We start from the raw sequence: 17,585 nt of genomic DNA, 5'->3' as shown, positions 1-17,585 counted from the left end.
TCTCTGGGGAGTGCGGTGTGAGCGATGTTCAGCGCTGAGGTGGAGCCGCCGTGGAGTTTTGAGGCGTGGCGCGCGTTGGCGCGGGCGGGCTGGTGCGCGCAGGTGGAGCCGGACGATGTGGCCTGGAATGGCGGGGCGCAGGGCGGCTTGCTGATGGGGCAGGACCTGTTGGCGTTGCCGGCTGTGGTGCCTCCACCACGGGTCTCTGCAGATTTCATGCAGCTGGCGGCCTCGGTGCTGTGTCACCGCGACCCGCAACGGCATGCCGTGTTGTATCGCTTGCTGTGGCGCGTTGCCTCTGGAGAAAAAGCCTTGCTGGAGCGCGCCACCGATGTGGATGTGCACCGGCTACGGCAGTGGCAAAAAGCGGTGCAGCGCGATACGCACAAGATGAAGGCCTTCGTGCGCTTTCGCCGCCTGCCCGGGGAAGAAGAAGACTTCGTGTCCTGGTTCGAGCCCGAGCACTGGATCGTGGATCGCGTGGCGCCGTTTTTTGCGCGTCGGTTTGCCGGCATGCGCTGGGCGATCCTGACCCCGTACCGCAGCGTGCGTTGGGATGGGCAGGCGTTGGCCTTTGGCGAAGGCGCGGTGCGCACCCAGGTCCCGGCCGACGATGCGCAGGAGACGCTCTGGCGCACGTACTACGCGCATATCTTCAACCCGGCGCGGCTCAACCCGACCATGATGCGGCAGGAAATGCCGCAGAAATATTGGAAGAACCTGCCCGAAGCCACGCTGTTGCCGGAGCTGATCCGTGAAGCCGGCGTGCGCGTGCGCGAGATGGCCGAGCGCGCGCCCGAGCCGGTACGGCGACGGGTGCCGGCGGCGCCTGCGCCACTGCCGGACGTGGCCACCCAAAGCCTGGCCCAGTTGCGCACTGCCGCACGCGATTGCCGGCGTTGCGAGCTGTGGCAACCGGCAACGCAAACGGTGTTCGGCGAAGGACCCGACGATGCGTCGGTGATGGTGATCGGCGAGCAGCCTGGCGATGAAGAGGACTTGAGCGGTCGTCCGTTTGTCGGGCCTGCCGGGCGCCTGTTCAACATGGCGTTGGGCGAGCTGGGTGTGGACCGCGAGAAGTTCTATGTCACCAATGCGGTCAAGCATTTCCGTTTCGAGCAGCGCGGCAAACGGCGGCTGCATCGCAATCCCGAGCGCACCCATGTACAGGCCTGTAGCGGGTGGTTGCAGGCCGAACGGGCGCAATTGCGTCCGGCGCAGATCGTCTGCCTGGGCGCGACTGCGGCGCAAGCGATATTGGGAAGCAGCTTCCGATTGATGCGCGAGCGCGGGCAATGGCACCGCCTGGACGACGGCACGCCGGTGTTGACCACGGTGCATCCGTCCTGGGTGTTGCGCCAGCCATCGACCGATGCGCGCGAAGAAGGGTATCGCGGATTTGTCGAAGATCTCCGTCGATTGCTGGATCCACCGCCGCCGTCCAGCGATCAGTCGAGATAGGGAAACCGCGCGTCGCACGGGCAAAAAAATACGCGTGCAAGGGCACGCGCACGGTGTCGGAGAATCAGGACACCAAGCGGAGCCACCGGCACGCCGGTCACTCCATCACCGCCGCTTGACGGTTTGATTGCGGTCGCTGGAGGCTGGCTCGCGCGACGCACAGCATGTTGAACGAAGACCTGCCTTCGGTAGGACGTTCGCAGATCCACTGCCCTCCACCGTCGATCGGTGGCTTGGAGTTGCTGATCCACTAGCGACAAACAGAACCCACAGGGCAGCCGTCATGCGGTGCCTCTGGTTGCCCGATACCGCACTAGCCGAGACATCTTGTGTGTCGATGTCGCGTAAGGTCTGCGCTTGCTAAACGGTCGCCTCATCGACGGAAACTTCTTCAAGACAGCGCGTCTGAGGCCATGACGCTGCATGAAAGCGCTGCGCCATCGGCGGAAAAACCACGTTCCGCCGATGGCAGCGTGCCTGCGTCAGCCGCGACGCGTCGCAGTGCGACGGCAGGCCATTACGGCATCAGCACCTTGTCCACCACGTGGATCACGCCATTGCTCTGCATGACGTCGGCAATGGTGACGTTGGCGGTATTGCCCTTGACGTCGGTGATGGTGACCTTTTTGCCATTGAGCTTTGCGGTCAGCGGTTCGCCCTGCACCGTGGTCAGCGTGGCGCTGCCGCCGCCGGCCTTGATCTTGGCGATCAGCGAAGCAGCATCCACCTTGCCCGGCACCACGTGATAGGTCAGCACCTTGGTCAGCGTCGCCTTGGATTCGGGCTTCAGCAAGGTGTCGACGGTGCCGGCCGGCAGTGCCGAGAAGGCCGCATTGGTCGGTGCGAACACGGTGAACGGCCCCGGGCCCTTCAGCGTGTCGACCAGGCCGGCGGCTTTGACGGCAGCGACCAGCGTGGTGTGGTCCTTGGAGTTGACCGCGTTGTCGACAATGTCCTTGGTCGCCAGCATCGGCGCGCCGCCAACGGTCGGATTGGACGCAGCATAGGCGGGAGCCATGGCGCTGCTCAGGGCAATGGCGGTGGCAACGGCAAGCGACTGGAATGAAGTCTTCATGAGTCATCGATCCTTTTGGGTTGGCGATCGCCTGGATGGCAACCGTAGCGTCAATACGCACCTGCGAAACGGCCGGATGCATCACGCTGCTTTGACATTCATCACCACGTTTGGCGTGGTGATGGTGGCGTCACAGGTGGCTGGTGCCCGCGTGGGCCACGACCGACAGCGATACGACAGCGGTCGCTGCACCCGCACGCGCTCGCGTGTCATCCGTGGCTACAGCGCGATGGTCCGTGGCGTTTCAAGAAAGCGGCAAGGCGATGCGCAACGCCCTTCGATGCCGTGGGCGCGACATGTCCTCGGCGCGATCGGATCGAGCGTTCATGTACTGCGGCCGACGCAGACGTGCGTGTGTCCAACATGCCGGCTGCGGTTGCGGAAACGCCTGTGCGTCATTGCATCGTTCGTCACCGATCGAGCCGCAGCCGCTCGCCATCGCGTCGCTGCACGATCGGTTTGCCGCAGGGCGCGCACTTGAAGCGCGTCACCGCGCCTGCCTCCATTCGCCAGCGTATCGGACGCCGGCCGATTGAACCGATCCGCAACAACCCTGCCGCATCGCCCAACCTGCCAAGGTGCGAGGCAATGCGGTGGTTTTCATCACCGGGTGCAACACGGTATGGTCCGGTAGGTGCGTTGTTGTGCGTCGCAATATGCGATGCCGCGCGTGCGGCCGTTTCTTCATTCCGGGTTCTTCATGCATTCGATCGATGTCGTCCTCGCCATGTTGCTGGCGGTCGCGGCCAGCGGTTACCTCATCCGCATCCTGCCGTTTTCGTTGCCGCTGCCGTTGGTCCAGATCGCGCTGGGCGCGGTGGTCTCCGGCGTCTTCGATGCCGGGCACGAGCTGGAACCGGAGCTGTTCTTCCTGTTGTTCCTGCCGCCACTGCTGTTTCTGGATGGCTGGCGCATTCCCAAACAAGGCCTGTTCCGCGACAAGGCGGCCATTCTGGAACTGGCGTTGGGGCTGGTCATCTTCACCGTGATTGGTGCCGGCTTCTTCATCCATTGGCTGATACCGGCGATGCCGCTGGCCGTGGCGTTTGCGCTGGCAGCGATCATTTCGCCAACCGACCCGGTGGCGGTGTCTTTGATCGCCTCCAAGGTGCCGATCCCCAAGCGCCTGATGCACATTCTGGAAGGCGAGTCGCTGCTCAACGACGCCTCGGGCCTGGTGTGTTTCCAGTTCGCGGTGGCAGCGGTGCTGACCGGCACCTTCTCGGTGGCGGCCGCTTCGCTGACCTTTCTGTGGGTGGCGCTGGCCGGCCTGGCCCTGGGCGTGGCGACGACCTTTGGGCTGAGCCGCATCCAGGCCTGGATCTGGCGGCATTTCGGCGAGGAGCCCGGTTCGGCGATCCTGGTCAACCTGCTTACCCCGTTTGCGGCGTATCTGCTGGCCGAAGCCTTCCATGCCTCCGGCATCCTGGCCGCAGTGGCCGCCGGCATCACCATGAGCTACGTGGAAATGGCCGGCAATGCGCCGGGCAATATGCGCCTGCAGCGTTCGGCGGTGTGGGACACGGTGCAGTTCACCTTCAACGGCATCATCTTCGTGCTGCTGGGCGAGCAGTTGCCGGGCATCCTGGACGGCGCGGTGCGCAGCGTGCAGGAGGCCGGGCACCTCAATCCCTGGTGGCTGGCGGTGTACGTGGCCACCATCAGTCTCAGCCTGATGGCGTTGCGTTTTGTGTGGGTGTTCCTGTCGTTGCGCTGGAATATCTTCAAGGCGCAGCGACGTGGCGAGGCGCATGTCAGCCCGCCTTGGCGCATCGTGGTGGCGGTGTCGCTGGCCGGCGTGCGCGGTGCGATCACCCTGGCCGGCGTGCTCACGCTGCCGTTGATGCTGGAGGACGGCTCGCCCTTCCCGGCCCGTCAGTTGGCGATCTTCCTGGCGGCCTCGGTCATTCTGGTGTCGTTGCTGGTGGCCAGCGTCGCATTGCCGCGGCTGTTGCGCGGGCTGGAGTTGCCCGAAGAAGAAGACGAGCAGCTCAAGGAAGACCTAGCCGTCAAGGCCGCTTCGCAGGCGGCGCTGGATGCAGTGGAAAAGCTGCGCCAGCGGCTGGTGGAAGACAGCAAGCATGCCGAGCGCTACAACGCGGCGGCCAACCAGGTGAGCCAGCGCTATCAGCGCAAGCTCGGCGCGGTGGACATGGCCGAGACCGATCCGGAAGAGGCGGTTGCCTACGAAAAGGCGCTGCGCCAGTTTCGCCATGCGGCCTTGGTGGCCGAGCGCAATGAGCTGTTCAAGCTTGCGCGACGACGCGAAATTTCCGACGACCTGTCGCGGCGGCTGGTGCGCAATCTGGATCTGATCGAGTCGCGCAAGCGCGCGTGAGCGCGCTGATGCGCGCGGGAATCGGGAATCGGGAGTGGGGAATCGCAAGAGCCAAGGCGGTTGCCGTGTTTGGGTAGGAGCGCACCTGGGCGCGATGGGGCGTTGGCGGGCAAGCCCCATCGCGCCCAGGCGCGCTCCTGCATAGAGATACGCCAACACCGAGATGCAGCGTGCGTGCGCAGCCCAGTTCGCTCACGCTCCTGCATGCGTGTCGGGAGACACCATCCCACTCGCACTGCTGCCATTTTCATGGCGCACGGCCTACCCTGTGGCGCTTATCCTCCCGTGCCAGACCCATGACTTCGATCGTCTCCATCCAGGGCTTGAGCAAGACCTACGCCGGCGGTTTCCAGGCGCTCAAACAGGTGGATCTTGAGATCCGGCGCGGCGAGATCTTCGCGCTGCTCGGCCCCAACGGCGCCGGCAAGACCACCTTGATCAGCATCATCTGCGGCTTGATCAACCCCAGCTCCGGCACTGTGCTGGCCGACGGGCACGACATCGTGCGCGACTACCGCGCCGCGCGTGCCAGCATCGGCCTGGTGCCGCAGGAACTGGCCACCGATGCGTTCGAAACGGTGTGGGCCACGGTGCGTTTCAGCCGCGGCCTGTTCGGCAAGCCGGCCAATCCGCAGTACCTGGAAACCATCCTGCGCGAGCTCTCGCTGTGGGAGAAACGCAACAACAAGATTTCCACGCTCTCCGGCGGCATGAAGCGGCGTGTGCTGATCGCCAAGGCGCTCGCCCACGAGCCGCGCATCCTGTTCCTGGACGAGCCCACGGCCGGTGTGGACGTGGAGCTGCGTCACGACATGTGGCAGATGGTGCGGCGGCTGCGCGAGCAGGGCACCACCATCATCCTGACCACCCACTACATCGAAGAGGCCGAAGACATGGCCGACCGCGTCGGTGTCATCAATCGCGGCGAGCTGGTGCTGGTAGAAGACAAGCACACGCTGATGCGCAAGCTGGGCAAGAAACAGCTCACGTTGAGCCTGCAGGCGCCGTTGCAGGCGCTGCCCGCCGCGCTGGCCGACCTGCCGCTGGAGTTGGCCGCCGACGGCAACGCCTTGATCTACACCTTCGATACCCAGGCCGAGCAGACCGGCATCGGTGCGCTGCTGCGCCGGCTCAACGAGCAGGGCATCGACTTCAAGGACCTGCATTCCAGCGAGAGTTCGCTGGAAGAGATCTTCGTCAACCTGGTGCATGGCGCACGTCAGCAGGAGGTGCGCGCATGAACCTGCATGCGATTGCGGCGATCTACCGCTTCGAAATGGCGCGCGCCTTCCGCACGCTGACCCAGTCGATCGCCTCGCCGGTGTTGTCGACCTCGCTGTACTTCGTGGTGTTCGGCGCGGCGATCGGTTCGCGCATGGGCGATATCGACGGCATCAGCTACGGCGCCTTCATCATTCCCGGCCTGGTGATGTTGTCGCTGCTCAACGAGAGCATCTCCAATGCTTCGTTCGGCATCTACATGCCGCGCTGGGCCGGCACCATCTACGAGGTGCTGTCCGCGCCGGTGGCGTGGTGGGAAATCGTGATCGGCTACGTGGGCGCGGCGGCGACCAAATCGGTGATGCTGGGGTTGTTGATCCTGCTGACCGCGCGGCTGTTCGTGCCGTACGAGATCGCGCACCCGGTGTGGATGCTGGGCTTTCTGGTGCTCACCGCGCTGACCTTCAGCCTGTTCGGTTTCATCATCGGCATCTGGGCCGATGGCTTCGAAAAACTGCAGGTGATTCCGCTGATGGTGGTGACGCCGCTGACCTTCCTTGGCGGCAGTTTCTATTCGATCAACATGCTGCCGCCGTTGTGGCAGAAGGTCACCCTGTTCAACCCGGTGGTGTATCTGATCAGCGGCTTCCGCTGGAGCTTCTATGGCAAGGCCGATGTGCATATCGCGGTGAGCACCGGCATGACGTTCCTGTTCCTGCTGGCGTGCCTGGGCGTGGTGGCGGCGATCTTCCGCAGCGGCTATCGGCTCAAGGCGTGAGTGGTGAAGGCAGTGGTGTTTGTCGCCGCAGTTTGGTGGATGCGGCCAGAGGTCCGGGTCGAACGGTGAGCGAGGCGAGGGCGCGGTGCCCTCGCCGCTCGCGGGACACGCCGCAAGTACGTCCATGTAAGCTCGGTGGCGACATCCATGCCGCCACACGGTCCCGCAAGCGACAAGGGCACCGCGCTAGAAAGTTGGTCGATTGCTTTGCTTGAACCCTGCGGACCGACACTCTCGACAGGTGCTTGCCCGCCTACCGTCGCCGGACCTTACGCGGCATGGATGCCGCGTAAGAGCTTGTTAAGGACGTACTTGCAGCGTGTCCGGCGATGGTGGGCAGGCAAGGAGCCTGCAGCAAACTCGCGCTCAGCAGCTCTGCAATGGAACAGCGTGAAGTCGTTTGGTCAGCCGCTCTTACTCGGCAGCCGGTTTGGCGCCATCTTTGGTGTCCAGGTAATAGGCCACCACAGCGCCCTTGATCTTCATCGTCATCGGGTTGCCGCGACGGTCGCGTGCCTTGCCGACCTGCACCTTGATCCAGCCTTCGCTGACCGAGTACTCCTCCACGTTGTCGCGTTCGATACCGTTGAAGCGCACGCCGACGCCGCGGTTGAGGGCATCGGCGTTGTGGAACGGGCTGCGTGCGTCGATGGCCAGGTGATCGGGAGGGGTATCGCTCATGGGAAAGGCGTCATGGCGGCCGGGATAGCCGTCTTCGGCCGCACAGGATACGGGCCTGCGCCGGGAAGACCAGCCCCGGCGACGCAACGACGTGCGCCCATCGGTTTGCTTGCGCGCCGTCAGGCCTCACACTTTATGCCCCTGCACTCCAGCAAACGAGACCGCAATGCCTGACAACAGTGCCGACTACGAAGACGACGAAGGCCTGCAGCCCGAGGGCGACGAAGACGATGTGGATGACCATCCCGCGCGGGTGTGGAACCTGCTGGTGCTGATCAACCCCGGCGACGAGGACACCGCGCTGGCCCAGTTCGACGCCTGGCGCGAAACGCAGGCCGGGACCGATGGCGACGACGGCGACGATGCCTGGTTGTGGGCGCTGAAGGACGTGATCGATTGGCGCTCGGGTTTCTATGTGGACTGGAAGGACGCCGATGCGTTCATCGCCGCCATCGACGAACTCAGTGCGCGCTGGAACCTGCGCATCGATTGGGGCGGCGACCTGGACGACGAAGACTTCGCCGGCAACCTGGAGGTCCCCGACTTGATGGCGGTGGCATTCGATCGCCTGCGCGAGCACGGCTACTCGCTGTGGAACTGGAACACCGGTGGCGACGCCTACGCCGGCTGGATTGCGCTCAGCCGCGACGACGACGCCATGCTGGCGCTGACCTCGTTGCTGGGTGTGGAAGTGCGGCTGGGGAATGAGGCGTTCTGAGATGGGAATCGGGAGTGGGGAATCGGGAATCGCAAGAGCGGGTCCCAAGCCGCTCTCACGATTCCCCATTCCCGATTCCCGACTCAAGGCGCCTGGCCGCGCGCCTGCGCCCGCGCATTGGCGATCAAGCCCTTGAGCAGTGCGCGGTCGGTGTGGCGGGAGATGGGAATGGCGCCCAGGGCAATGGCCTCAAGGCGCAGCGGCGCGGGCACGTCGTAGTGCGCACCGCTGAGTTTGTTCTGGAAGGCGCGGCGGGGAATGCCCAGCCGCGCCGCCATGGCATGCAGCTCGTCCAGCGTATCGCCGAGCAGGTGCGCCCAGCGCTGGTCGCGCCACAGGTGCACCGCATCGTCGACGTAGACGGCCATCGGCCGGGTCAGGCCTTCTTGGACTTCTTCGGCTTCTTGCCGGCGCTGTCGCCGTCGGGCGCGTCCGCTGCAGCGTCGGAAGCCTGGTCGCTGGCATCTGCAGCACTGTCGGTGGCGCCGGCAGTGTCGTCTTCAGCCGCGTCGTCAGCACCGGCCTCGGTGCCGGTGTCCTGTGCTGCGTCTTCCGCCTCGCCGTCTTCATCCGCATCGGCGTTCTGGAACTCGGACACCAGCTTGGTCAGGTATTCCTCGGCGGTCTGGCCTTCGTCGGCGGCCAGGTCGTCGATCATCTGCTGCAGCTGGGTCGAATATTCCAGCGAAATGGTCTTGCCTTCGGCTTCCTGCAGGTTGGCCAGGTGCTTGAGCATGGCCAGCATCGGGACCGGGTTGTCGGCGCTGCCCATGGTCTGGCCGCCGATCGACAGCATCCACTCGCTGCCACCCTGCAGGCCGATCGCGGCGACCACGCGGCCATCGGCGTCCTGCAGCACGGCATGGTTGGTGACCTGGGGCGCCTGGCCCAGACGGACGAAGGGGCGCTTGGGCTGCTGCTTCTTGCGCTTGTCGCGCTTGGCCTTGGAATTACGGGACACGGTGTTCTCGACGCTGGGAATGGCCGGCCATTCTAGAGCGTGCGCCGCACGATGCGATGCGTAGCGGAGTTGGCCCGTGGATGCGAACCGGCCGCCGGGGGGCACCGTCTCCGCAGGCACCGACCTGAGAGCCGCCACCAGGACGCCCCAAGCCCGAACAACCGCAGGCCATGTTCCGGGGGGGGGGGGGCGACTTCCTGGCGGGTCCAGCAATTGCGGCCGGTGCCTCACACGCCTGCCTGCCCCGAACTACCGCTTCTCCACCGCCGCTTCGGCCGCTTTGGCGAGCGCCGTGGCAGAGGCCACCTGCGCGCTGGACGACATGCGCGGTCCTGCCGGACGCGCAGCAGCAGTTCCTGCCGATGCCAGGGCCGGAGCCGGGGTCGCAGCCGCGGCGGCGGCGACTGGCGGGGCCGCGGCCGGTTTTGCGCTTTCGGCAGGCGTCCCCACGGTGGCGGTGCCGGTGGCCGCGGCGCCGCTCAGATCCGGCACCTGGGTGTCGGCATCGTGCAGCGACTTGCCCAGTGCCACGCCCTGGTCTGCGCCGGCCAGCGCTGCGTTTTCGGCGTCCTGGGTCATCACCACGATACTGATGCGGCGGTTGATCGGGTTCTGCGGATCGGTCTTGTCGAACAGCACCGACGAGGACAGCCCCACCACACGCGTCACCTTGGCATCGGACATGCCCCCGGCCACCAGGGCGCGGCGCGCGGCATTGGCGCGGTCGGCGCTGAGTTCCCAGTTGGTGTAGCCGGCATCGCTGCTGTAGGCGGTGGTGTCGGTATGGCCGGTGATGCTGATGTGGTTGGGCACCTGGTTGATGAAGCTGGACAGCTCGCGCAGGATCGCCACCGTATACGGCTTGAGCTGGTCGCGGCCGATGTCGAACATCGGGCGGTTCTGCTTGTCCACGATCTGGATGCGCAGGCCATCGGGCGTGAGGTCCAGCAGCAGCTGGTCCTTGAACGGCTCCAGCGCCTGGCTCTTGTCGATGGCCTCCTTCAGGTCCTGCATCAGCGCTTCCAGGCGCCTCTTGTCCTTGGCGCGGCTGTCCACGTCGGTATCGGCCGCGTTGTCGCGCTTGCGGCCCATTTCGTCCTTCTGTCCCTTGGCCATGTCGGCGGTACCGCCGAGCTTGATCATCGAGGTGCTGGCGCCACCGGGTCCGTTCATGCCGGGCGAAGGCGCCGGCGATTTGCCGGACAGCGGGCTGGGGTTGCGGAAGTATTCGGAGATCGCCGCGCGCTGTTCCTTGGTGGTGGCCGCCATCAGCCACAGCACCAGGAAGAAGGCCATCATCGCGGTCACGAAGTCGGCAAACGCCACCTTCCAGGCGCCGCCATGATGGCCGCCACCCTGTACCTTCTTGACCCGTCGGATGATGACGGTGGATTTGGCCTCGGCCATGACCGCGGCCCTACTTGATCGTTTTCAGGTGCGTTTCGAAATCGCCGAAGCTCGGACGCACGTTGGAGGGCAGGGTCTTGCGCGCGAATTCCAGCGCGATCTTCGGGTTATAGCCACGCAGGCAGGCCAGCAGCGCGGTCTTGACCGCTTCGTAGATGCGCCCGTCCTGCTCGGCACGCGCTTCCATCGCCGCCGACAACGGCGAGACGAAGCCGTAGGCCAGCAGGATGCCGAGGAAGGTGCCCACCAGCGCGGCGCCGACGTGGTGGCCGATCTCCTCGATCGGCCCGCCGATCGAGCCCATGGTGATCACGATGCCGAGCACCGCCGCCACGATGCCGAAGCCGGGCAGGCCGTCGGAGACCTTGCTCAGCGCATGCGACGGCGCCAGGGCTTCGTGATGGTGTTTTTCCAGTTCCAGTTCGAGCAGCGGTTCCAGCTCGTGCGGCTCGATGTTGCTGCCGATCATCAGGCGCAGGCAGTCGGTGATGAAGTCCAGCAGGTGATGGTCGGCCACCACCTTGGGGTAGTTGCCGAAGATGGTGCTGTCCTGCGGCTTTTCGACGTGGTCTTCCAGCGCCATGAAGCCGTCGCGGCGCGCCTTGTTCAGCAGTTCGTAGATCAGGCTCAGGGTGTCCTTGTAGTCCTCGGACTTGTACTGCGGGCCCTTGAACACGCCCATGATGCCGCTGAGGGTTTCCTTGACGATCTTGCCCGGCGTGCTGACCAGGAACGCGCCCAGCGCTGCGCCACCGATGATCATCAGCTCGTACGGCTGCCACAGCGCGCCCAGCTTTCCGTGCGACAGCACGTAGCCGCCGAGGACGCTGACGATGACGACGATGAAGCCAACGATGATGAGCATGGCGCAGCCGGAAGCAAACTGGGGTTGCTAGTGGTTTCGGCTTGCGCGGCCGATTCTTGAAGCGCGTGGCGTGAAGACGTGCGCTGTAGCTGAATGTCTAACCGATTGTGGTGGCGGTCTCATGCACGCATCTGATCGCCTCGCCGCCTGCCAGCGACAGTGTCGCTTCGCCGGCGTGTTCCCAGAATTGGTTGCCCTGTGCATCGGCAAAGCGCGCCCCGGATGCTGCCTGGGCACTGAGCAGGATCAGCCTGCGGTCGTCGAGGGTCAGCTGCAGGGCATCGGTGGCCGCATCGAAACGTGTCGCGACCGTGCGCGGGCCGCAGCGCCAGGCCACCGTCTGCGCGGGAAGCGCGGGGTCGGCCGCCGCCGCCGCTGGAGCGGGCATCTTGGCCGGACGCGGCAGCGGGCCGGTCACGCTGGCGTCGGTGCCGGTGGCAAGCGGGCGGGCATCGGCTTGGACACCGGCTGGCTGGGCGTGTGCGGGCTTGCCCGCCTGCGCTGTCGGGGGCGGGCTACCTGCGCTGCAGCCGGCGAGTGCGGCCGCCAGCAGGCCGGTGAGCATCAGGGATGAGGACGTGTGCATCTGCGTACTCCTGCCTGGTTCGGATTGCCGCCGTGTTTGCGGCGGTTGGGACCTGGGGCGCCGGGCCCGGCGCCCCAAGGGCGTGCATCTTGCGCGCCGGGGCCGGGACGGCCTGCTACGACTGAACACGCGACCGCTTTACCGCAGGGACCTAGCCTGCGTGTGGGCGGCCGTATGGAAATCAAGCCGTATCTGCGTCTCGCGCGCCGGCAACCGATCTGCACATCGACATTGCCGGCTCGAGCCGCGTGCAGGCGGTGCCTGTCATGGCGCGCAAAAGCGCAGGCAGGCGTTGTTTACTTCCTCCCGGGCATTGCAACGGCGGTGGCCCACAGACGCGGCGCCATCAGGCCGGTTGCGCCTCGGCACCTTGGCGCTGCAGCGGGTTCGGCAGGGCCTGGCCGTTTTCGGTGAAGCCCAGCGAGACCGAGTTCAGGCAGTGGCGCTCGCCGGTGGGCGGCGGGCCGTCCGGGAACACATGGCCCAGGTGGCTGTCGCAGCGCGCGCAGACGATTTCGGTGCGGATCATGCCGTAGCTGGTGTCGCGGATCTCGCGCACATGGGCCGGGTCGTAGGGCGCAAAGAAGCTCGGCCAGCCGGTGCCGGACTCGAATTTGGCGCTGGAACGGAACAGCGGCAGCCCGCACAGCCGGCAGGTGTAGACACCGTCCAGCTTGTTGTCCAGAAACACCCCGCAGAACGGCGCCTCGGTGCCATGGTGCAGCAGCACGCGCTGTTCCTCGTCGCTGAGCCCGGCGATCAGGGCATCGCGTTGGGCGGGGGAGGGAGGGGTCAGATCGAACTGGCTCATGGGGCTCTCGCATGCGCTCGCCAGCGGGGTGCCGGCGCCTGCTTCCGTGATGTGGGCAGTGTCGGGGTGGTTCAACCGGTGAGACGCAGCCAACGGCCTGCCACTGCGGCGGAGGTCAGCCTTCTTCGCACCGCAACCACCTTGCGAAAGCGTTCATCCCCCGGCCGGTCGCATGCATTGCCGCAGCGTCCTTGCGCCCCAATCACTGCATGACCCTCAAACACGCAAGGTGCCTGTCATGGCGATCCACGCATCAAGCCGCCGCGTTCTGCTATGCGTTCTACTGACGCTGACCGGCGCGGTGGCGGCGCAGTCGGCCACCACCACGCGCTCATCCACGACCTTGCAGCCCATCACCACGCCGACGCCCGTCCCGCCCACGGTAACGCCGCCGCGCGCGCTGCAGCCGGCGCCTTCGGCCGCACCGGTGCCTTCGCAACTGGGGCAACGCCCGGTCGCGCCGAGCATCCCCACGCATGGGCCGGCACAAATGCCGGTCGCGCCTGCCGGCAGCCAGGTGGCGCCGACCAAGGCGATGGTCTACGACCGCAACGGCCGTCTGCTGCATGGCATGCAGCCGGCCGGCGCCAACCGGGTGCTGGATACCAAGACCGGCCGCTACTACGACGCGGTGCCGGCGGGCGATGGCATGCGCGTGGTGCGCTGACAGCAGCAGCGCGATCTGATGGCGCCAACCGCCAACCGCCAACCGCCAACCGCCAATCCCGAATCCCGAATCCCCGCCTCAATCGGCGATCGGCAACGCCAGCGTCTCCTTGACCTCTTCCATCACGATATAGCTCTTGGATTCGCGCACATGCGGCATGGTCAGCAAGGTGCTGCCGAGCAACTTGCGGTAGGACGCCATCTCGCTGATGCGCGCCTTGAGCAGGTAGTCGAAGTCTCCGGAGACCAGGTGGCACTCCAGCACGTTGGGCAGCTTCAGCGCGGCGCGGCGGAATTCTTCGAAGATGTCGCCGGACTTGTAGGCCAGGCTGATCTCCACGAACACCAGCAGGCTGGCCTTGAGATAGTGCGGGTCCAGCCGCGCGTAATAGCCGGTGATGGCGCCGTCGCGCTCCAGCCGGCGCACGCGCTCGGTGCACGGCGTGGTCGACAGGCCGACCCGCTCGCCCAGTTCGGTGAACGAAATCCGCCCCTCCTGCTGCAGGATGCGCAGGATCTTGCGGTCGATCTTGTCCAGCTCGCGGGCGCGGGTGCTCATGGGGTTTGTCTGCGCAGGGTTTGGCAGGAAGTTTCACTGCAAAGCCGTGCCGATTCCAGAAATGGCACTGCCTGGCTCGCAATATACTGCGTCTAACTGTCCCCCTCGGCGTGTGGTTGTGGGGGAATGCCCTTTTCAGGAGAACGACATGCGTGTGCTCATTCTCGGCAGCGGCGTCATCGGCGTGACCAGTGCGTGGTACCTGGCGCAGGCCGGTTGCGAAGTGACCGTGGTCGACCGCCAGCCGGCAGCGGCGCTGGAGACCAGCTACGCCAACGCCGGCCAGCTGTCGTTCGGCTACACCTCGCCGTGGGCGGCGCCCGGCGTGCCCGGCAAGGCGGTGAAATGGCTGTTCGAGCAGCACGCACCGCTGTCGATCCGCCCCACCCGCGACCTGCGCCAGCTGGCCTGGCTGAGCCAGATGCTGCGCAACTGCACCGCCGAACGCTATGCGGTGAACAAGGCGCGCATGGTGCGCATGTCCGACTACAGCCGCGATTGCCTCAACGCCCTGCGCGCCGAGACCGGCATCGAATTCGAAGGCCGCCAGCTTGGCACCACGCAGTTGTTCCGCACCCAGCAGCAGCTGGATGCGGCCGCGCAGGACATCGAGGTGCTGGCCCAGTACGGCGTACCGTACGAGCTGCTGAGCCCGGCGCAGATTGCGCAGTTCGAACCCGGCCTGGCCGGCGGCGGCGCGCAGATGGCCGGCGCGCTGCGCCTACCCGAAGACCAGACCGGCGACTGCCGGCTGTTTACCCAGCGCCTGGCCGAACTGGCTGCGCAGGCGGGGGTCACGTTCCGCTACGGGCAGCAGATCGAGCGGTTGGAGCACGCTGGCGGGCAGGTCAGCGGCGTGCAGATCGATGGCCGCATGGAAACGGCCGACCGCTACGTGCTGGCGCTGGGCAGCTATTCGGCCGATTTGCTGCTCTCGCTCGGCCTGCATCTGCCGGTGTACCCGCTCAAGGGCTATTCGCTCACCATCCCGATCGTCGATGCGCAACGCGCGCCGACCTCCACCGTGCTGGACGAGAGCTACAAGATCGCGCTCACCCGCTTCGACGACCGCATCCGCGTCGGCGGCATGGCCGAGGTGGCCGGCTTCGATCTGTCGTTGAATCCGCGTCGTCGCGCCACCCTGGAAATGGTCGTCAACGACCTGTTCCCCGGCGGCGGCGATCTGGCCCAGGCCGAGTTCTGGACCGGCCTGCGCCCGGCCACCCCGGATGGCACCCCGGTGGTGGGCGCCACGCCCTATGCCAACCTGTTCCTCAACACCGGGCATGGCACGCTGGGCTGGACCATGGCCTGCGGTTCGGGGCGCTACCTGGCCGACCTCATGCAGGGCCGCACGCCGGAGATCGATACCGAAGGTCTGGACGTGTTCCGCTACCTGTCGCCGCGCAGCGCGCGCGCGCAGCGGGAGGCCGCGTAGTGCGTCCTGCGCAAGCGTCGATCGATCTGGAGGCGTTGCGCCACAACTACCGCCTGGCCAGGCGCCTGGGCGGCAGCAAGGCGCTGGCGGTGGTCAAGGCCGACGCGTACGGGCACGGTGCAGTGCGCTGCGCGCAGGCGCTGGAGCCGGAAGCCGATGGCTTTGCAGTGGCCTGCATCGAAGAGGCGCTGGAACTGCGCCAGGCCGGCATCCGTGCGCCGATCCTGTTGCTGGAGGGATTTTTCGAACACGACGAGTTGCGCCTGATCGCCGAGCACGATCTGTGGACGGTGGCGGCCACGCCGCAGCAGGTGCGCGCGCTGGCCGAGTTCCAGAGCCCGCGGCCGTTGCGGGTGTGGTTGAAGATGGACAGCGGCATGCATCGGCTGGGCCTGTCGCCGGAGGATTTCCGCGCCGCCTGGTTGCGCCTGCGCGGGCTACCGCAGATCGCCTCGCTGGTGCTGATGACCCACCTGGCACGTGCCGACGAGCTGGACTGCAGCCGCACCGACGAGCAGGCGGTGGCCTTTGCGCTCACCGCTGGCGGCATGCGCGCAGAAACCAGCCTGCGCAATTCGCCCGGCCTGCTTGGCTGGCCGGCGCTGCGCAACGACTGGTCGCGCCCCGGGTTGATGTTGTACGGCGCCAACCCGTTCCCGCAGCATACCGAGAACACCGCGCAGCTGCGTCCGGTGATGACGCTGCGCTCGCGCATCATTTCGGTGCGCGAGTTGCCGGCCGGCGAGCCGGTGGGCTACGGCGCCCGCTTCGTTGCCGAACGACCCACGCGTGTCGGCGTGGTGGCGATGGGCTATGCCGACGGCTATCCGCAGTTCGCGCCCAACGGCACCCCGGTGCTGGCGGACGGGCAGATCTGCCCGTTGATCGGTCGCGTCTCGATGGACATGCTCACCGTGGACCTCACCGACCACCCGCAGGCCGACATCGGCACGCCGGTGCAGCTGTGGGGCGACGCACCGCAGGTCAGCGCGCTGGCAGCGCAATGCAACGTCAGCGCCTACCAGCTGCTGTGCGGGCTCAAGCGGGTGCCGCGGATCTATGTGGGTGAGGCGGAAGTAGGCAAACTTTCAGCGTAGGTGCATCCCTTCTCCCCCAGGGAGAAGGTGGCGCGTAGCGCCTGATGAGGGTGCGAGCGAAGCTGCGTGCAGTTTGAATGCCAGGCGTGCTGCGCGCGGTACCTTCTCCCCCAACCCCCGCTCCGCGCGCCGGCCTGCGCCAGCGGCGCAGTCGCACCAAGGCACGCGCGCCAGTGGCGCGCAAGCTGTGCCGTGGCGCCCCGACGTGAGAGGGGCTTTCAGCGGCAACTCACAACCTGGCGGTACTGCGATCGCCACGGAACTGCTTGCGCACCCAATCGTCGATCATCGCCTTCTCGAAGCGCAGCGGATCGCTGTCGGTCAGGCGCGGTCCGCTCATCAGAAAGGCCGAATCCACCAGCTTGCGTTCGCCCTGGTCGATCACGCGGCCATCGGCGCCGGTCAGCGTGTAGGTGAAGCTCAGGCGCGGCGGGTAGATATCCTTGACCACGCGCACGTCCTGCATGCGCGGCCCGTGCCAGGGCTCGTACTGGCCGGCGCGGCGGATGTCGGTAATGGTCACGCTCAGATGCTGGCCATCGGGCAACTGGCGCGCTGCGCTCTTCTGAAAGTGGGTGGCCAGCTGGGTCACCCAATCGCCGCGTTGCGCCTCCCAACGGTTGCCGCTGAAGCGCATCTCGGAGAACTGCGCAGGGTCGGTCCAGCGCACGTCCACCTTGCCGTCGCTGCCGAGCGCGCGCGGCGCATCGGGGTCGGTGACGTTGCGCACCCCGGCCTGCGCACCGGTCGCGGCAAGCACACCCGCCAGCAGCAGGCTGGCGCCGGAAAGATTGGAAAGTTTCATCGAAAGCCTCCAAGCGGAAGGTACGGTGTGTACCGGCTGTTTTCGCAGTGTGGGGGCGCCTCGGAACGCCCGCAACGCGCTGCACGCCTGGGTTCGTCACCACGTTGCCGCGCGGTTA

At 66.3% G+C, this 17,585-nt stretch carries 18 protein-coding genes; 8 read left to right on the top strand and 10 right to left on the bottom strand.

What is annotated here, in order from left to right; genetic code table 11:
• Nucleotides 1-24 precede the first annotated feature (24 nt).
• Complete coding sequence (locus HLH45_RS01360; RefSeq protein WP_008573325.1) at nt 25-1,461, top strand: UdgX family uracil-DNA binding protein; 1,437 nt, start codon at nt 25-27, stop codon at nt 1,459-1,461.
• A gap of 517 nt (nt 1,462-1,978) precedes the next feature.
• Here the strand turns inward: HLH45_RS01360 and HLH45_RS01355 are convergent.
• A complete protein-coding gene (locus HLH45_RS01355; RefSeq protein ID WP_008573326.1) occupies nt 1,979-2,536 on the bottom strand; it encodes a fasciclin domain-containing protein in 558 nt (185 codons plus the stop codon).
• A gap of 661 nt (nt 2,537-3,197) precedes the next feature.
• Here HLH45_RS01355 and HLH45_RS01350 point away from each other — a divergent pair.
• From HLH45_RS01350 to HLH45_RS01340, 3 genes are all read left to right on the top strand, one after another.
• Complete coding sequence (locus HLH45_RS01350) at nt 3,198-4,874, top strand: Na+/H+ antiporter (protein ID WP_171309828.1); 1,677 nt, start codon at nt 3,198-3,200, stop codon at nt 4,872-4,874.
• Nucleotides 4,875-5,170: 296 nt separating this feature from the next.
• Nucleotides 5,171-6,115, top strand: coding sequence for an ABC transporter ATP-binding protein (locus HLH45_RS01345; RefSeq protein ID WP_008573328.1), 945 nt, complete (start codon nt 5,171-5,173; stop codon nt 6,113-6,115).
• Nucleotides 6,112-6,873: an ABC transporter permease gene (locus tag HLH45_RS01340; RefSeq protein ID WP_008573329.1), complete on the top strand. Its 762-nt coding sequence runs from the start codon at nt 6,112-6,114 to the stop codon at nt 6,871-6,873. The genes HLH45_RS01345 and HLH45_RS01340 overlap by 4 nt, the downstream gene beginning before the upstream one ends.
• A 414-nt stretch (nt 6,874-7,287) precedes the next feature.
• On the opposite strand, the gene HLH45_RS01335 is transcribed toward HLH45_RS01340, so the two are convergent.
• Complete coding sequence (locus HLH45_RS01335) at nt 7,288-7,554, bottom strand: DUF3297 family protein (RefSeq protein ID WP_008573330.1); 267 nt, start codon at nt 7,552-7,554, stop codon at nt 7,288-7,290.
• Nucleotides 7,555-7,720: 166 nt separating this feature from the next.
• Here HLH45_RS01335 and HLH45_RS01330 point away from each other — a divergent pair, with 166 nt between their 5' ends.
• On the top strand, nt 7,721-8,272 hold the full coding sequence (locus HLH45_RS01330) for a DUF6630 family protein (RefSeq protein WP_008573331.1): 552 nt from the start codon (nt 7,721-7,723) through the stop codon (nt 8,270-8,272).
• Nucleotides 8,273-8,355: 83 nt separating this feature from the next.
• On the opposite strand, the gene HLH45_RS01325 is transcribed toward HLH45_RS01330, so the two are convergent.
• The 6 genes from HLH45_RS01325 to msrB form a co-directional block, all read right to left on the bottom strand.
• A complete protein-coding gene (locus HLH45_RS01325; RefSeq protein WP_008573332.1) occupies nt 8,356-8,640 on the bottom strand; it encodes a DUF4031 domain-containing protein in 285 nt (94 codons plus the stop codon).
• Nucleotides 8,641-8,648: 8 nt separating this feature from the next.
• On the bottom strand, nt 8,649-9,233 hold the full coding sequence (locus tag HLH45_RS01320) for a hypothetical protein (RefSeq protein ID WP_033478727.1): 585 nt from the start codon (nt 9,231-9,233) through the stop codon (nt 8,649-8,651).
• A gap of 249 nt (nt 9,234-9,482) precedes the next feature.
• Nucleotides 9,483-10,640: a flagellar motor protein MotB gene (gene motB / locus HLH45_RS01315; RefSeq protein ID WP_005911263.1), complete on the bottom strand. Its 1,158-nt coding sequence runs from the start codon at nt 10,638-10,640 to the stop codon at nt 9,483-9,485.
• 10 nt (nt 10,641-10,650) lie between these two features.
• The gene (gene motA / locus HLH45_RS01310; protein ID WP_008573335.1) at nt 10,651-11,505 is read right to left on the bottom strand and encodes a flagellar motor stator protein MotA; all 855 of its coding nucleotides are present in this window, start codon (nt 11,503-11,505) and stop codon (nt 10,651-10,653) included.
• Between the two features lie 97 nt (nt 11,506-11,602).
• A complete protein-coding gene (locus HLH45_RS01305; protein WP_046931881.1) occupies nt 11,603-12,091 on the bottom strand; it encodes an MliC family protein in 489 nt (162 codons plus the stop codon).
• A 346-nt stretch (nt 12,092-12,437) separates the two neighbouring features.
• Nucleotides 12,438-12,902 carry a peptide-methionine (R)-S-oxide reductase MsrB gene (gene msrB / locus HLH45_RS01300; RefSeq protein ID WP_011348688.1) on the bottom strand — a complete coding sequence of 155 codons (465 nt, stop codon included), beginning with the start codon at nt 12,900-12,902 and terminating at the stop codon, nt 12,438-12,440.
• A gap of 238 nt (nt 12,903-13,140) precedes the next feature.
• Between msrB and HLH45_RS01295 the strand changes: the two genes are divergently transcribed.
• Nucleotides 13,141-13,569: a hypothetical protein gene (locus tag HLH45_RS01295; protein ID WP_031424991.1), complete on the top strand. Its 429-nt coding sequence runs from the start codon at nt 13,141-13,143 to the stop codon at nt 13,567-13,569.
• 78 nt (nt 13,570-13,647) lie between these two features.
• On the opposite strand, the gene HLH45_RS01290 is transcribed toward HLH45_RS01295, so the two are convergent.
• Complete coding sequence (locus HLH45_RS01290; protein ID WP_007963043.1) at nt 13,648-14,127, bottom strand: Lrp/AsnC ligand binding domain-containing protein; 480 nt, start codon at nt 14,125-14,127, stop codon at nt 13,648-13,650.
• 148 nt (nt 14,128-14,275) lie between these two features.
• On the opposite strand from HLH45_RS01290, the gene HLH45_RS01285 reads away from it, so the two are divergent.
• Together HLH45_RS01285 and alr are read left to right on the top strand one after the other, a co-directional pair.
• Complete coding sequence (locus HLH45_RS01285; RefSeq protein WP_008578034.1) at nt 14,276-15,565, top strand: D-amino acid dehydrogenase; 1,290 nt, start codon at nt 14,276-14,278, stop codon at nt 15,563-15,565.
• Complete coding sequence (gene alr / locus HLH45_RS01280) at nt 15,565-16,662, top strand: alanine racemase (RefSeq protein WP_008578033.1); 1,098 nt, start codon at nt 15,565-15,567, stop codon at nt 16,660-16,662. The genes HLH45_RS01285 and alr overlap by 1 nt, the downstream gene beginning before the upstream one ends.
• A 229-nt stretch (nt 16,663-16,891) precedes the next feature.
• On the opposite strand, the gene HLH45_RS01275 is transcribed toward alr, so the two are convergent.
• The gene (locus HLH45_RS01275) at nt 16,892-17,467 is read right to left on the bottom strand and encodes a DUF3016 domain-containing protein (RefSeq protein WP_008578032.1); all 576 of its coding nucleotides are present in this window, start codon (nt 17,465-17,467) and stop codon (nt 16,892-16,894) included.
• Between the last annotated feature and the right edge of the window lie 118 nt (nt 17,468-17,585).

Source organism: Xanthomonas euvesicatoria, from assembly GCF_013112235.1.
Lineage (GTDB): Bacteria > Pseudomonadota > Gammaproteobacteria > Xanthomonadales > Xanthomonadaceae > Xanthomonas > Xanthomonas euvesicatoria.
This window is presented reverse-complemented; position numbering and strand designations above follow the sequence as displayed.

Bases quoted from the DNA above. Each gene is read 5' to 3' on its own strand.
- HLH45_RS01360 (WP_008573325.1), top strand. From the start codon at position 25: ATGTTCAGCGCTGAGGTGGAGCCGCCGTGGAGTTTTGAGGCGTGGCGC.
- HLH45_RS01355 (WP_008573326.1), bottom strand. From the start codon at position 2,536: ATGAAGACTTCATTCCAGTCGCTTGCCGTTGCCACCGCCATTGCCCTG.
- HLH45_RS01350 (WP_171309828.1), top strand. From the start codon at position 3,198: ATGCCGCGCGTGCGGCCGTTTCTTCATTCCGGGTTCTTCATGCATTCG.
- HLH45_RS01345 (WP_008573328.1), top strand. From the start codon at position 5,171: ATGACTTCGATCGTCTCCATCCAGGGCTTGAGCAAGACCTACGCCGGC.
- HLH45_RS01340 (WP_008573329.1), top strand. From the start codon at position 6,112: ATGAACCTGCATGCGATTGCGGCGATCTACCGCTTCGAAATGGCGCGC.
- HLH45_RS01335 (WP_008573330.1), bottom strand. From the start codon at position 7,554: ATGAGCGATACCCCTCCCGATCACCTGGCCATCGACGCACGCAGCCCG.
- HLH45_RS01330 (WP_008573331.1), top strand. From the start codon at position 7,721: ATGCCTGACAACAGTGCCGACTACGAAGACGACGAAGGCCTGCAGCCC.
- HLH45_RS01325 (WP_008573332.1), bottom strand. From the start codon at position 8,640: ATGGCCGTCTACGTCGACGATGCGGTGCACCTGTGGCGCGACCAGCGC.
- motB (WP_005911263.1), bottom strand. From the start codon at position 10,640: ATGGCCGAGGCCAAATCCACCGTCATCATCCGACGGGTCAAGAAGGTA.
- motA (WP_008573335.1), bottom strand. From the start codon at position 11,505: ATGCTCATCATCGTTGGCTTCATCGTCGTCATCGTCAGCGTCCTCGGC.
- HLH45_RS01305 (WP_046931881.1), bottom strand. From the start codon at position 12,091: ATGCACACGTCCTCATCCCTGATGCTCACCGGCCTGCTGGCGGCCGCA.
- msrB (WP_011348688.1), bottom strand. From the start codon at position 12,902: ATGAGCCAGTTCGATCTGACCCCTCCCTCCCCCGCCCAACGCGATGCC.
- HLH45_RS01295 (WP_031424991.1), top strand. From the start codon at position 13,141: ATGGCGATCCACGCATCAAGCCGCCGCGTTCTGCTATGCGTTCTACTG.
- HLH45_RS01290 (WP_007963043.1), bottom strand. From the start codon at position 14,127: ATGAGCACCCGCGCCCGCGAGCTGGACAAGATCGACCGCAAGATCCTG.
- HLH45_RS01285 (WP_008578034.1), top strand. From the start codon at position 14,276: ATGCGTGTGCTCATTCTCGGCAGCGGCGTCATCGGCGTGACCAGTGCG.
- HLH45_RS01275 (WP_008578032.1), bottom strand. From the start codon at position 17,467: ATGAAACTTTCCAATCTTTCCGGCGCCAGCCTGCTGCTGGCGGGTGTG.